This window comes from Tenacibaculum holothuriorum, assembly GCF_002120225.1.
In the GTDB taxonomy this organism is placed as follows: domain Bacteria; phylum Bacteroidota; class Bacteroidia; order Flavobacteriales; family Flavobacteriaceae; genus Polaribacter; species Polaribacter holothuriorum.
In genome coordinates, this window is the sequence record NZ_LAPZ01000001.1 from 303,938 (window position 1) to 317,267 (window position 13,330).

At 31.2% G+C, this 13,330-nt stretch carries 11 protein-coding genes; 4 read left to right on the top strand and 7 right to left on the bottom strand.

Features of this window, described 5'->3' with window-relative positions:
* Positions 1-63: 63 nt before the first annotated feature.
* The gene (gene fahA / locus WH52_RS01515; RefSeq protein ID WP_086029150.1) at positions 64-1,344 is read left to right on the top strand and encodes a fumarylacetoacetase; all 1,281 of its coding nucleotides are present in this window, start codon (positions 64-66) and stop codon (positions 1,342-1,344) included.
* A gap of 84 nt (positions 1,345-1,428) precedes the next feature.
* On the opposite strand, the gene WH52_RS01520 is transcribed toward fahA, so the two are convergent.
* The 3 genes from WH52_RS01520 to WH52_RS01530 form a co-directional block, all read right to left on the bottom strand.
* Positions 1,429-2,304, bottom strand: a complete 876-nt coding sequence (locus tag WH52_RS01520; RefSeq protein WP_086029151.1) for a TolB-like translocation protein — start codon at positions 2,302-2,304, stop codon at positions 1,429-1,431.
* A gap of 17 nt (positions 2,305-2,321) precedes the next feature.
* Positions 2,322-2,918: a hypothetical protein gene (locus WH52_RS01525; protein WP_086029152.1), complete on the bottom strand. Its 597-nt coding sequence runs from the start codon at positions 2,916-2,918 to the stop codon at positions 2,322-2,324.
* An 88-nt stretch (positions 2,919-3,006) separates the two neighbouring features.
* Positions 3,007-4,998, bottom strand: coding sequence for an alpha/beta hydrolase-fold protein (locus WH52_RS01530; RefSeq protein ID WP_086029153.1), 1,992 nt, complete (start codon positions 4,996-4,998; stop codon positions 3,007-3,009).
* A gap of 188 nt (positions 4,999-5,186) precedes the next feature.
* On the opposite strand from WH52_RS01530, the gene WH52_RS01535 reads away from it, so the two are divergent.
* Positions 5,187-6,182 carry a sensor histidine kinase gene (locus WH52_RS01535; protein WP_086029154.1) on the top strand — a complete coding sequence of 332 codons (996 nt, stop codon included), beginning with the start codon at positions 5,187-5,189 and terminating at the stop codon, positions 6,180-6,182.
* 11 nt (positions 6,183-6,193) lie between these two features.
* Positions 6,194-6,877 carry a LytR/AlgR family response regulator transcription factor gene (locus WH52_RS01540; RefSeq protein ID WP_086029155.1) on the top strand — a complete coding sequence of 228 codons (684 nt, stop codon included), beginning with the start codon at positions 6,194-6,196 and terminating at the stop codon, positions 6,875-6,877.
* Between the two features lie 7 nt (positions 6,878-6,884).
* Here the strand turns inward: WH52_RS01540 and WH52_RS01545 are convergent, their stop codons facing one another.
* From WH52_RS01545 to ytxJ, 3 genes are all read right to left on the bottom strand, one after another.
* Complete coding sequence (locus WH52_RS01545) at positions 6,885-7,739, bottom strand: CPBP family intramembrane glutamic endopeptidase (RefSeq protein ID WP_086029156.1); 855 nt, start codon at positions 7,737-7,739, stop codon at positions 6,885-6,887.
* A 91-nt stretch (positions 7,740-7,830) separates the two neighbouring features.
* Positions 7,831-9,402 carry a DEAD/DEAH box helicase gene (locus WH52_RS01550; protein ID WP_198938349.1) on the bottom strand — a complete coding sequence of 524 codons (1,572 nt, stop codon included), beginning with the start codon at positions 9,400-9,402 and terminating at the stop codon, positions 7,831-7,833.
* Positions 9,403-9,447: 45 nt separating this feature from the next.
* Positions 9,448-9,846, bottom strand: a complete 399-nt coding sequence (gene ytxJ / locus WH52_RS01555; protein WP_086029157.1) for a bacillithiol system redox-active protein YtxJ — start codon at positions 9,844-9,846, stop codon at positions 9,448-9,450.
* A 148-nt stretch (positions 9,847-9,994) separates the two neighbouring features.
* On the opposite strand from ytxJ, the gene clpB reads away from it, so the two are divergent.
* Positions 9,995-12,598, top strand: a complete 2,604-nt coding sequence (gene clpB, locus WH52_RS01560; protein ID WP_086029158.1) for an ATP-dependent chaperone ClpB — start codon at positions 9,995-9,997, stop codon at positions 12,596-12,598.
* Positions 12,599-12,683: 85 nt separating this feature from the next.
* Here the strand turns inward: clpB and WH52_RS01565 are convergent, their stop codons facing one another.
* Complete coding sequence (locus WH52_RS01565) at positions 12,684-13,319, bottom strand: OmpW/AlkL family protein (protein ID WP_086029159.1); 636 nt, start codon at positions 13,317-13,319, stop codon at positions 12,684-12,686.
* Positions 13,320-13,330 lie beyond the last annotated feature (11 nt).

The window sequence follows — 13,330 nt, forward strand, 5'->3', positions numbered from 1 at the left end:
AATTGAATTAAAACTGCAAAAAATTATGTAGGTTTGAGTTAAAATTTAAACACAACAAATTCAATGGAAATAACAGCAAATAACCCTAATAGAAAATCTTGGTTAAAAGTTGAAGAAAACTCAGATTTTCCTATTCAAAACATTCCTTTTGGAGTCTTTTTAACTAAGGATGATATTATTACAATTGGTACCAGAATTGGTGATTTTGCTATAGATTTAGGAGCTTTACATCAATTAGGTTACTTTGATGGAATTCCTTTAACAGACGATATTTTCTTACAAGATACTTTAAACGATTTTATTGCTGATGGAAGAAAAACTTGGCGTTTAGTACGTAATAGAATTGCAGAAATTTTTGATGTTACTAACGGTAGTTTACGTGATAATGTTGAGCATAAAGACAAGATAATTTTTAGAATGGACGAGGTAGAAATGCAATTACCTGTTTCTGTGGGAGATTATACCGATTTTTATGCTAGTAAAGAACATGCTACAAACGTAGGATCTTTATTTAGAGACCCAAAAAATGCATTATTACCAAACTGGTTACAAATTCCTATTGGTTATCATGGTAGAAGTTCTTCTATTGTTCCTTCTGGTACGCCAATTCGTCGTCCAATAGGACAACAGCGCCCTAACGAAGGAGAAACTAGACCTAATTTTGGACCTTCAAAATTATTAGATTTTGAATTAGAAATGGCTTTTATTACTACAGTTGCTAATGATTTAGGTGATAGAATTCCTATTGAAGATGCAGATGAGTATATCTTCGGATTAGTATTATTCAACGATTGGTCTGCACGTGATATTCAAGCTTGGGAATATGTTCCGTTAGGTCCTTTCTTAGGAAAGAATTTTGCTTCAACAATTTCACCATGGATTGTAACTTTAGATGCTTTAGAACCTTTTAGAGTTGATAATCCTAAGCAAGATTTTGAGCCACTTCCATATTTAAAGAGAGAAGGAAAAGATAGTTTCGACATTAATTTACAAATGGCAATTCAACCAGAAGGTAAAGAAGAAACTGTAGTTTGTAATTCTAACTTTAAATATATGTATTGGACAATGGCGCAGCAATTAGCACATCATACTGTAAATGGATGTCCTGTAAATGCTGGCGATATGATGGGGTCTGGTACAATTTCTGGGCCAACGCAAGATAGTTTTGGTTCTATGTTAGAATTAACTTGGCGAGGTCAAAAACCATTAAAAATGAATGATGGTTCTGAACGTAAATTTATCAACGATAACGATACTGTGATTATGAGAGGATATTCTCAAAACGATAGTGTACGTATTGGTTTTGGTGAATGTGTTGGTAAGGTTTTACCTGCTAAAGAGTAATTATAACAGTTTATTATAAATCCTAAAAACTCGCTAATTAATAGCGAGTTTTTTGTTTCTTAATATTGAATTGTAATTAGACGATTATTCTTTCTTTTTCAAATCCAAAATCTCTTTAGCATCTACCCAATAAATATCTGCTCTATTGCCACCATAACCCCTGTGAAAGAAAAAATATTTGCCATCAGAAGAAATACTTCCATAAGATTCAGCATGTTCAGTATTTATCTTATCACCTAAGTTAATGGCATTTCCCCAAGAACCATCTTCTTGTTTAAAACTGATATACAAATCATTATCACCATAACCTTCCTCTCTTTCACTATCCCAAATTAAATAAGATTCGTCTGGAGCAATAAATGGATGAGCCGTCCATTTCCCGGTATTTATATGCTCACCAAGTAGCTTTGGCTCTTCACGTTTACCATTCTTGATTGTAGAAATACTAATGACGTCATCACTTTTATAATCATCAAAAACATAGGTTCCACTAGCAGAGGCTGTCAGTCTCATAATCCCTCTGTCTTTACCGTCTAATAAAAACTTTGTGTCTTTTACTTCTCCCCATCCAGTATTGGTTTTTTCTCTATATTTTCTTCCTAAGAATAGTGTCTTAGCATCTGGTGTAACAAAAGGTTCGCCTGCATAAGGAGACACTTCTGATTCTACCCATTTATTATCTATATTTTTAATAACAAATAATGTATTCTTTTTATACTTCCCTCCTCTTCTTCTAAAATAAAATTCTTTAGCATCAGGTGAAAACGCTGCTGCGGCTTCTCTAAATTCATTTTTAATAATATCTGGAGCAAATAATTCCGGAACTAAACCAGGAGGTTTCTGTCCTAAATAAACATCCTTAAAAGCTTCTTTGTTTATATCTTTAGATTCTTTTTTTTCTAATTTACAAGAAGCTAAAATTAAGAGGCTAAGTAATGTTAAAGTATATTTTGTTTTCATGTATTTTATAATTCTAATTATTTATTCGGTTTTGAATATTCAATTAATTCCTCCACGTAATTAAAATCCCCTTGAATCTGAGTAAGCTTAATAAAGTTTTTCACCTCTGGTGCATAAAGCCAAATTTCCTCTTCATCTGCATTATAGCCTCTAGAATTTGAAGTTTTACCAGTGTACTTAATAGTATAGGCCATGAACGTACCTGCCGCTACAGTTTCTTCTTTATATGAGAGTATCTCAGCATTTTGACTCTGCTTCCCTGTTGTTCCATCTTGACTGGTCCAACTGTTTTCATATTTCCATTTTTTGCCCACTTTCAAAGGCCAATTATATTTAGGCGTCTTACTATTGTCTGGCTTTACAATTTCAGAAACTGGAATAGTATCCTTTCCTATTGTCATACCTAAAACACCTTTGGTCTCTACTATTTTTCTAGTATCTGTACCATTTGATCTTACTTCTCCTTTGTCAGTTACACCTTTATATTTCCAAACCCATTTTTCACCAACTTGATAGTCAGTAAGAGTTGGTTGTGGAGTAGCACCAGTACTCTTTGAGTTATTACAAGCGCTTAATGTTACTACTAAAAGGAATAATAAAATTTGTTTTTTCATGTTAAATAATGTTTTTGTCCAGTTGCTTAACTATATGTTCTTTATACGATTTTTAGGCTAATTTTATTTTCAAAAAGGTTTTACAAATTTAATCAAAAGCAGGTATTACAATTTCAAAAATAGGTTTCATAATTTTATCATCTTCACTGTCATGACCTGTAATCGTAATGATTAAATCAAGTTCTTTAACTACAATAATGCGTTGTCCACCACCTCCCCAAGTAATTTTAATATCATAACTTTTATTTTTTATCTTCAAAGTTGTTTGGTACCATAGATAACCATAAGAGAATGTTTTAGGTTGCCAATCTTCAGTAGGCTTAGTAATTGCACTAGTCGCTTTTGATAAATATTCTGAAGAGATAAGTTGTTTACCATTCCATTGTCCCTTGCCTAAGACTAAGGTCCCTATCTTCGTCATATCTCGAGAAGTGAAACTTGATCTAGAATCAGCTATTGGTAAACCACTAAGATCATCTCTCCATTTATAATTGTTGATTCCTAATTTATCTAGAAATTCATTTTTTATAAAATCTTTAGCTGAACCTGGTACAACAGCATCTAGAACTTGCATTACTATAATTGGATCAGGTCCTTGATATTTATAATTTTGAGAAGTTGTTGTTATTGGATTGCTCAGTGATAGAAAAGCCTGAACTTGTTTTATTCCCTTATATTTTTTAGGATTCTTTCTAAAATCTGCAATTTGCTCATTACTAAATCGTAAACCAGAACTCATTGTTAACGCCTTACGAAGTGTAATTTTTTCTACTCCGTCAACAAGCTTTGAAGAATCCAAATCTTTTAAAAAATGTACTATAGGCTTATCTAAATCTTCCATGGTTAAATACCCTAATTGAATAGCGCGACCAACTATAAGACTCGTATAACCTTTAGTTGCAGAAGCTTGCATATGAGGCAAATTGATACGTCCTTTTTTATAATAAGACTCAAATACTAATTTGTCTTTATGCGAAATAAGCAATGCATCATAGTGTCCATACTTGCCTTCAAAAATTTCTTGAGAAAGATTAAGGATTCTGTTTCGATCATTGGTTTTAACAACTAATGTATCAACTGATATTCCATCTTTTCTGTTTTCGGGTGTAGTAGTAATAAATGGGCTATTTAGATGTGGAGTATTCCAGAATGATACTTCATAGTTATCCTTTGAGACATGTGTCATTAAGGTTGACAACCAATCCACACTTTTAACTGCTGTCATTGGAAATGCAGTTTGATGAGTGCCATCAATCACTTCTTTAATAACAGATAAGCCATCATCTAATCTACCGTTTAATAATTTAACAAATGTGTTAATCGGTTCACTAACAGTCTTGTCCTCTAAAGAACCATAGGTGATAAAAACATTGGCCTTCAGACTTGAGTTTTTATTTGAAGCTTTGTAAGATCCAAACTTGGTATTAAGCTCAGATAAATGCTTCATCTCTTTTTTAATCGTTGGGCTACCAATAATATAATTATTAAAGGTCTCAGGTTGAGTCATTAGTATATAAGCACCAAATTCACCTCCTAATGAATACCCAAAATAAGTGCGACTGTTTGGGTTTGTACGATAGGTATTATCAACATATTTAATGACATCATTGCGAATAAAATCTAAATGTTTATCTGCTTGCCCAAATTGATACTTATTTTGAACTTCTGAATTGCTGTGTTCACTCATAGAATAATCACGGAACCTACTTACATGGTCTCCTCTTTCTTTTTTTAGATCTTCATTGATGTCTAATTGCCAAGAAATTCCAACAAGAATTATGTCTTCCAGCATGTATTCTGTGACTCCAGATAGCATTTCAAGATGCCACATAGCGTCTGTATAATAAAGCACAGGATACGTTTTATTCTTGTTTTTCGAATAGTCTGCTGGTAACTTTATATAAAGTTTATAGTTTCTTGCTGTTTTTGAATCTTTTATAGGGACTACACGAATTTTTGGTAATTCTAAAGGATACAACCCATTTATACTAGTTTCAACTTCTTTCGCACTATATTTTTGTGCAAAGCTATTGTTTACAATGAGAAGCATAAGTAGTAGCTTACCTAAAATAGTTTTCATAATTGTTAATATTATAATTAAATCTTTCGTAAAGATATAGGTAGAACTAAAGCAAAAATTTTAAACAGGATGAACCATATAATTAAATGACCAACTCATTTCATCATTGATATTCCTGTTTTATCAAGAAATAGTGGATTTATGTTCTTTTTGGTATTACCTTTATCCATTAAATAGACAAATTTCCTATGACCAAAAAGTCTTTAAAGAATACGTTACTCATTAATATTGGAGCTTTTATATTAGTGGTTCTACTTGAAGTAATGAGTGGTTGGGTTACTAGGGATAATTTTGATACAAGTTATTCTTTTTATTTGTGGAACCTTAAATACGCAACTTATATCATGGGGCTCATTTGGATAAATCATTTTGTTCTTATTCCCTTTTTTTTAGATAAAAAACGTTACGTATTGTTTGTTATATTACTCATTGGTAGTATTATTTTAGGGGCGTATTTTAAGACATATGGAAAACCTTGGTCTTCAGTCTCCAAAGTTTCATTTTTTTTTCTATATACAACCGGAACAGGAATGGCTGCTTTCTTTTTAAGAAGAAATCTACTCATTAAAAGAGAAAATTCAGAGAAAGAAAAACTTCAAAAAGAAACTGAACTTAAGTATTTAAAAGAGCAAGTAAACCCTCATTTTTTATTTAATTCATTAAACAGTATTTATGCACTCTCTAGACAAGCTTCTCCAGAAACACCTGAACTAGTTATGCAGCTATCAGAACTGATGCGCTATCAATTAGAAAGCTCTAAAAAAGATATTGTTTTGTTAAAAGAAGAACTTGAGTTTATAGAAAACTATTTACTTTTAGAAGAAAGGCGTTTAAGTAATCGTTGCCATATAGAATTCTTGATAAAAGGTGAATTAAGAGGACTGAAAATAGCACCGATGTTATTGATTCCTTTTGTTGAAAATGCCATTAAACATGGAGCACAAAGTACAAATCAGCAGAGTACTATTGACATTACAGTAACTATAAATAGCGATAGTCTTCATTTTACGGCAATAAATTCAAAACCTAGAGTGTTACAAGAGTCAAAACGAGAAGGTTTAGGACTCGAAAATGTAAAAAGACGTTTAAATTTACTATATCCAAATGAGTATGTATTAAATATTACTAACTTAGAAGAGGAATACAAAGTAAATTTATCAATAAACCTTATTAATAATAAATAAGACGAAAAAGAATGATTAAAGTAGGTATCATAGATGATGAGTTACTGGCACGTAAAATTTTAGAAGACTACTGCTCAAAAATTGACAATTTTGAGTTAGTGATTAGCACTGGTAACCCGTTGGAATTTATCAATTTTATTCAGCAACAGGAACTGGATCTTATATTCTTAGATATTGAAATGCCAGAACTTAATGGTATGGAAGTTTTGCGTTCTATGATAAATCCGCCAAAAGTGATTTTAACCACTGCTTATTCTGAATATGCTTTAGAAAGTTATAATTACGGTGTTGTAGATTATCTTTTAAAGCCAATTAAAATTGAACGTTTTCTAAAAGCGATTAATCGAGTTTCTGCTTCAAAAATAGTACCTAAAGAATCTAGTAGTAATAAAGAACTTCAAATAAAGCACGATGGATTGCCTGTTAATATTCCATTAGAATCTATATTATACATCCAAAGTTTTGGCAACTACTTAAAGATTTTTACTGACGAGAGAATGTATTTAATTCAGGAAACACTTATTAATATTACTAAAGTGTTATCGAAAAATTTTCAAAGAACCCACAAATCCTACATTTCTAATTTAGAACGTGTCACAAAAGCAACTAAATCTCATTTATTTATAAATAATTCTCAAATTCCAATCAGTTCGACGTATCGTGTTTTAGTAAATCAAAAACTAGAAGAATTATAGTTATCTTTTATAAACCTTCAATTTTAGCTTTCCTTAAAAAATAAATTGCAAAAAATGTGGTAATAATCGGAATCATAAAACCATATTCGTCAATCCAAAAAGTAGAATTATCATTTGTAATAGTTAATGGAGTTGCTATTTTTTGAATAAAAATATTGTGAACTGAATGATATATAGCTGCTGGCCATAAACTCTCTGATTTAAAAGTATAATAAGCTAGAATAACTGAAATCCCAATAATCATTATTGTAAATGCAGCTATATGTAAATACAAATGTTCCCCTCTACCATAAATTAGGTTAATGATTGGATAATGCCATACAGCCCAAATAACTCCACTAACCAAAGAAAGCATTCTAAACGACATTACTTTTCTTAATTCAAAAATTAAAAAACCTCTCCACCCTATTTCTTCCCCTAATGTTGAACCAAGGTTTTTAACAACACCAACAGTTAGTAATAAAAAAATCATTAATCCAATAACCAAACTCTGGTTTGCTTCCTCAAGTCCTAACTCTTCACTCCAGCGAGTAACTCTTTCTAGACTAAAAAAATCTCCAAAACCAAATATCCATATAAAAAAATAAGCTAATGTTACATAAAGTATTGGTGTTAAATAAGAAAGCTTTAAATATTTTAAACTTTTTAATTTCCAAGGTAAAACTGATAGCTTTTTCCCTTTTACAAGTAACGTAGCAAAAGTAGCTAATGACGGAGATATCATTAAAACTCCAACATACATACTGGTTGGGTTTAATTTTAAAATTGCATAATATGCAATTGTACTAAACAATGTTAAAAATAAAAGAAATATTCCAATAGTGCTCCAAGCTTCTTTTTTATTAATTGAATTAGTAGTCATTTTCTATTTATTAGTTATTTAAAAAAGACGAAGATTAGGAATGTTTGTTACATAGAAAAACCCATTCCTTTCGAAATGGGTTTATTTTATGCTATTCTTCTTCTGGTGGTGGATGTCCATGAATTTGTTCATACACTTCGTCGAAGTTATTACGTAAATATGCGTTTAACTTTTTTCTGTAATCGTCACGTAACCAATCTATAAAATTATGTGTGCTCTTACATATACATTTAGAATATCTGTGAATTCTATCATCAATATCACTTCCAAGCTTCTTTGCTAAGATCAATGCATCAAAAACATCTTCACTGTTTTCAATACACATTTTTGCATGATGTTCAATTGATTTTTCTAATACTTTTTTTGAAGATTGTCCAGATTGAATTGTTTGTGTATACACTTTCTTTACATCAAAATATAAATCTTCAGAATTGGCGAATTCTTTTTTAACATCTGCAGGTAATTCATATCTAAATGTATTTTCAATTTCTTCATCAGACAATAAATTATCTAAATAGAAATTAGGTGCTCTAAACATTTTTTGCCAATCTAAATCTGCCCCCCAAGGACCAAAACGATGGAAGTTATTCCCTAAATCAATTACATTAAATGTAGGCTTGTTTGGTAAGATACGAGATCCTCTACCAATCATTTGATAGTATAAGGTCAACGACTTGGTAGCTCTATTTAAAATAATAGAGCCTACAGTTGGTTCATCAAACCCAGTAGTTAAGATACTTACCGACGTTAAAATTGCATTAGGAGTTTCTTTAAACCACTTTAAAATTGCATCACGCTCTTTTTTAGAGTTTGTATTATCTAAGTGTGCAATTGGATATCCTGCTCTTCTAAAAGTATCATATACGTGTAAAGAAGTATTAATACCATTGTTAAATATTAATGTTTTAGTATTCTTTGCACGCTCTTCGTAAGCTCTTAAAAGCTTACTTAACATATCTGAATTTGTATATAAATCTTCTGAAGATTTAACTGTATAATCTCCATTTGCTCCTACTTCTAAAGAAGTTAATCCAACATTGTATGAATATACTTCAGAACGAGCTAAATATTCATTTTCTATTAATGAAGCAATAGACTCTCCCACCAATAATTCATCATAATTCTGATTCATTGGTAATTTAATATTTGAACTTAAAGGAGTTGCTGTTACACCTAAAATGAACGACTTATTAAAGTATTTAAATAGCTTCGTAAATGAATTATAGTGAGCTTCATCAATAATAACTAAACCAACATCAGAAATATCAAGCATATCGTCATTTAAGCGATTGTTTAATGTTTCAACCATAGCAACAAAACAATCGTAATCTGCTTGGTCGTCTAAACTAGCTTTACTATCAATAATTTTGTTTTCTACTTCAAACTCACCAAGCATTCGAGCTGTTTGCTTACAAAGCTCAATACGGTGCGTCATAATTAAAACCTTCTTCTGATAGTGTTTTAAATACTGACGAGTAATTTCAGAAAATATTACGGTCTTACCTCCTCCTGTTGGAAGCTGATACAATAAGTGATAATTTTCGGGGGCATTTTCAAAAGCCTTGAAAATTCTGTGTAAAGCGTCTTTTTGGTAATTATATAAATCTTTACCTACTTTTTTAACGGATATATTTTCGCTCAATTTATTTGGATTTTGAAGCATACAAAAGTACCACCATTCCTTAGAAAATAGAAGAAAAAATGCAATTTATTTTACAAAAGAAATCAACGGTATTTCTAAAATACCATAATGAGAAGCGTGAGCAACTGCTTCTCCGTTTTTAATTACCAGTAATTGAGGAGATTGATGTAATACTTGAAACTCATAGCCTACTTCATTAGAAATCTCTCGATAACTCAATAAATCTAAATAGTACACTTTTAAATCTTTCATTTCTTTAGTAAATGATTCTTCAAATTTTCTGATAACCATACTACTTATTCCACAACGGGTAGAATGTTTAAAAATTAAGATAGGTTCTTTTTTCGAAGCGGCTTTAATTTCTTTGAGTTGTTCTAACGATTTTAAAGGTCTCCAATTTATAAATAACTGTTTCTCTTCTTTTGTTTTTTTTGAACTTCCAAATATTGAATTTAATATTCCCATTTTACTAATTTACGTTTCTTTCTAAGTCGATAATCATTCAAAAACCTTTCATTCAGTCAAAAAGACAGTGAAAATTTAAAAAAAAAGACATTTTGACTGTTTTTTTGTTCATTATTTTGATTGGTATTGAATTTGAAATCCCCAAAGCATGAATTTTAACAATTATACAATAAAATCACAAGAAACCATACAACAAGCGCAACAGTTAGCGCAAAGCTATGGGCATAATCAAATAGAAAATGAGCACATTTTTAAAGCCATTTCTTTGGTTGATGAAAATGTGTTACCATTTATATTAAAAAAACTCAACATTAATAGTAATGTTGTACAGCAAATTTTAGACAAACAATTAGAAAGTTTTGCTAAAGTTTCTGGTGCCGAATTAATGCTTTCTAGAGAGGCGGGAAAAACCTTAAATGAAGCATCTATTATTGCTAAAAAAATGAACGATGAATACGTTTCTATCGAACATTTAATATTAGCTATTGTAAAATCTAAAAGAGGTATTGGGCAAGCATTACGTGATCAAGGAGCCACTGAAAAATTAGTAATGGCTGCTATTGAAGAATTACGTAAAGGAGATCGTGTTACTTCACAATCTGCTGAAGACACCTACAATTCTTTAAATAAATATGCGAAGAATTTAAATCAATTAGCACAAGACGGAAAGTTAGACCCAGTAATAGGTAGAGATGAAGAGATTCGTCGTTTATTACAAATATTATCGCGTAGAACAAAAAACAATCCGATTTTGGTTGGTGAACCTGGTACAGGTAAAACTGCTATTGCCGAAGGATTAGCACATAGAATTATCCGTGGCGATGTTCCTGAAAACTTAAAAGAAAAACAAATATTTTCTTTAGATATGGGAGCCTTAATTGCAGGTGCTAAATATAAGGGAGAATTTGAAGAACGTTTAAAATCGGTTGTAAAAGAAGTAACAACTTCTGATGGAGACATTGTACTTTTTATTGATGAAATCCACACCTTAGTAGGTGCTGGTGGCGGACAAGGTGCTATGGATGCAGCTAATATTTTAAAACCTGCCTTAGCTCGTGGAGAGTTACGTGCTATTGGAGCCACTACTCTAGATGAATATCAAAAATATTTTGAAAAGGATAAAGCTTTAGAACGTCGTTTTCAAAAAGTAATGGTGGATGAACCAGATACTGAAAGTGCTATTTCTATTCTTAGAGGAATTAAAGATAAATACGAAACACACCATAAAGTTCGTATTAAAGATGAAGCTATTATTGGAGCTGTAGAATTAAGTCAACGTTATATTACCAATCGTTTTTTACCAGATAAAGCTATTGATTTAATGGACGAAGCTGCTTCCAAATTACGTATGGAAATCAATTCTAAACCTGAAGAATTAGACGTTTTAGATCGTAAAATAATGCAGCTAGAAATTGAAATTGAAGCAATTAAACGTGAAAATGATGAGGCTAAATTAAAATCGTTAAATGCTGATTTAGCCAATTTAAAAGAAGAGCGTAACGAGATTAATGCCAAATGGCAATCAGAAAAAAGTGTGGTTGATACTGTTCAACAATTAAAAACAGATATTGAAAACTACAAACTAGAAGCTGAAAAAGCAGAACGTCAAGGTGATTACGGTAAAGTAGCTGAAATACGTTATGGTAAGATTAAAGAAGCGCAAGAAGCACTTGAAAAACAGCAAGAAATTTTAGCCAATCAAAGTGAAAATGCTTTAATAAAAGAAGAAGTAACTTATGATGATATTGCTGAAGTAGTTGCTAAATGGACAGGAGTTCCAGTAACTAAAATGTTACAATCTGAACGTGAAAAATTATTGAGACTAGAAGATGAATTGCACAAACGTGTAGTTGGACAAGAAGAAGCTATTGAAGCGGTTTCTGATGCTGTACGTCGTTCAAGAGCTGGGTTACAAAATCCGAATAAACCAATCGGTTCTTTCTTATTCTTAGGAACTACAGGGGTTGGTAAAACTGAGCTTGCAAAAGCATTGGCAGATTATTTATTCGACGATGAAAATGCTATGACTCGTATTGATATGAGTGAATATCAAGAGCGTCATTCAGTAAGCCGTTTAGTTGGAGCACCTCCAGGATATGTAGGTTATGATGAAGGTGGTCAATTAACAGAAGCTGTTCGTAGAAAACCGTATTCTGTTGTGTTATTAGACGAAATTGAAAAAGCACACCCAGATACGTTTAATATTTTATTACAAGTATTAGATGAAGGTAGATTGACCGATAATAAAGGTCGTGTAGCAGATTTTAAGAACACAATTATTATCATGACCTCAAACATGGGAAGTCATATCATTCAAGAGAAATTTGAAAATATGAAGGGTGATATTCATACTACTATGGATCTTGCCAAAACTGAAGTTCTTGGATTGTTGAAACAAACAGTACGTCCAGAGTTTTTAAATAGAATTGATGATATTATTATGTTTACTCCATTATCTGAAGACAACATTAAGCAAATTGTAAAATTACAGTTGAATAGTGTTAAAAAGATGATTGCTGAACAAAATATCACATTAGATGCAACTGATGAAGCTATTGATTATTTAGCGAAGAAAGGATATCAGCCAGAATTTGGTGCACGTCCTGTGAAGAGAGTAATTCAAAAAGAAGTTTTAAATCAATTATCTAAAGAGATATTATCAGGAAAAGTAACCACAGATAGTATTATTTTATTAGATGCTTTTGATGATCAATTGGTGTTTAGAAATCAATCGAATCTTGTGGAGAGTTAATAGGTTAGTTTATAGTTAATAAATAATAGCCAATACTTAAAAAGTATTGGCTATTATTATTTTATAATGACTCTTCAATGAATAATTAAAATCTCATACCTAGACCGAATCCTATTAATAATGGATTAATATCGACATCGGCAGGAACAGTTGCTGCACCAGCATTTACTGTTACGTCTGTGTTTAAACCAATGTATTTAGCGTCTAAATTTAAAAACCATGTATCGTCTAAATCATAATCGAATCCTACTTGAAAAGCATATCCAAACGAGTTTTTATAATCTACATCTACAACAGCTCCAGGATCTGCGTTATAAAAAATCGTATAATTTGCACCAGCACCAACATATGGTCTAAAATTTTCTAAATTAAAATGATACTGAACTGTTAATGTTGGAGGTAACAACCAAACATGACCTAAATCTACATTTCCTAAAGTTGTTTTAACTGCTTTTACATCGTGTTTTGTTGTACCCAAAATTAATTCCGTCGAAATATTTTCAGTAAAAAAATACGTAAAATCTAATTCAGGAATAAACGACTTGCTTATTTCTACATCACCTCCTATTGTACCAATTGTTGCAGATTCGTTTGGTAAAACTGTTACCCATCTAAATCTTGCTTGCCACTTTTTAAAATCGTTATTTTTAGTTGTTTCTTGTGCATTTATATTATTAAAAAATAATAGAGCTAAAACCAAACTTGATATAACTTTTCTCATAATTTTGAATT

Excerpts from the sequence above, each read along its gene's own strand:
- WH52_RS01540 (WP_086029155.1), top strand. The coding sequence starts at position 6,194 with ATGATTAAAGTAGGTATCATAGATGATGAGTTACTGGCACGTAAAATT.
- ytxJ (WP_086029157.1), bottom strand. The coding sequence starts at position 9,846 with ATGGGAATATTAAATTCAATATTTGGAAGTTCAAAAAAAACAAAAGAA.
- WH52_RS01520 (WP_086029151.1), bottom strand. The coding sequence starts at position 2,304 with ATGAAAACAAAATATACTTTAACATTACTTAGCCTCTTAATTTTAGCT.
- clpB (WP_086029158.1), top strand. The coding sequence starts at position 9,995 with ATGAATTTTAACAATTATACAATAAAATCACAAGAAACCATACAACAA.
- WH52_RS01535 (WP_086029154.1), top strand. The coding sequence starts at position 5,187 with ATGACCAAAAAGTCTTTAAAGAATACGTTACTCATTAATATTGGAGCT.
- WH52_RS01550 (WP_198938349.1), bottom strand. The coding sequence starts at position 9,402 with ATGCTTCAAAATCCAAATAAATTGAGCGAAAATATATCCGTTAAAAAA.
- WH52_RS01545 (WP_086029156.1), bottom strand. The coding sequence starts at position 7,739 with ATGACTACTAATTCAATTAATAAAAAAGAAGCTTGGAGCACTATTGGA.
- WH52_RS01525 (WP_086029152.1), bottom strand. The coding sequence starts at position 2,918 with ATGAAAAAACAAATTTTATTATTCCTTTTAGTAGTAACATTAAGCGCT.
- WH52_RS01565 (WP_086029159.1), bottom strand. The coding sequence starts at position 13,319 with ATGAGAAAAGTTATATCAAGTTTGGTTTTAGCTCTATTATTTTTTAAT.
- fahA (WP_086029150.1), top strand. The coding sequence starts at position 64 with ATGGAAATAACAGCAAATAACCCTAATAGAAAATCTTGGTTAAAAGTT.
- WH52_RS01530 (WP_086029153.1), bottom strand. The coding sequence starts at position 4,998 with ATGAAAACTATTTTAGGTAAGCTACTACTTATGCTTCTCATTGTAAAC.